This is a genomic window from Sediminibacterium sp. (genome assembly GCF_051861365.1).
In the GTDB taxonomy this organism is placed as follows: Bacteria; Bacteroidota; Bacteroidia; order Chitinophagales; family Chitinophagaceae; genus Sediminibacterium.
The window spans coordinates 160-704 of sequence record NZ_JBHYCW010000072.1 but is presented as its reverse complement, the minus strand read 5'-3'; the positions used below and the strand labels follow the sequence as shown (position 1 = coordinate 704).

Annotated in this window: 2 tRNA genes and 1 rRNA gene (1 of these 3 running past the window's edge); all 3 read left to right on the top strand. The window is 47.9% G+C overall.

The features are described from left to right. A 16S ribosomal RNA gene (locus tag ACTIEV_RS15505) occupies window positions 1-210 on the top strand; the annotation flags it as partial. Window positions 211-350: 140 nt separating this feature from the next. Beyond that, window positions 351-424, top strand: a tRNA-Ile gene (locus ACTIEV_RS15500). A gap of 81 nt (window positions 425-505) precedes the next feature. Continuing rightward, window positions 506-545, top strand: a tRNA-Ala gene (locus ACTIEV_RS15495); it runs 38 nt beyond the window's last position.

Below are 545 nucleotides of genomic sequence, written 5' to 3'. Positions count from 1 at the left end.
AGGAGGAATCGCTAGTAATTGCAGGTCAGCATACTGCAGTGAATTCGTTCCCGGGCCTTGTACACACCGCCCGTCACACCATGGAAGTTGGTCACGCCCGAAGTCGTTACCCCAACCGCAAGGAGGGGGATGCCTAAGGTAGGACTGATGACTGGGGTGAAGTCGTAACAAGGTAGCCGTACCGGAAGGTGTGGCTGGATCACCTCCTTTTAGGGAGACCCAAATCAAGTCAAAAGGCAAAAGTCAAAAGTCAAAAATCAAGACCTAGACAAAAAACCTAGACTTCGGTTTATCCCAAGGTCGGTCGCAGACTTGAAGTAAAGCTTTCAAACTATGGTTTGGTTCGATAAGGGCTATTAGCTCAGGTGGTTAGAGCGCACCCCTGATAAGGGTGAGGTCCCTGGTTCGAGTCCAGGATGGCCCACCTGAAGGAAGTCAAAAATCAAAAGTCAAAAGTCAAAATCAAATATTTTTGAAGCATGACTAGAAATTTTGAGTTCTTTTTGGGGGTTTAGCTCAGTTGGTAGAGCGCCTGCTTTGCAAGC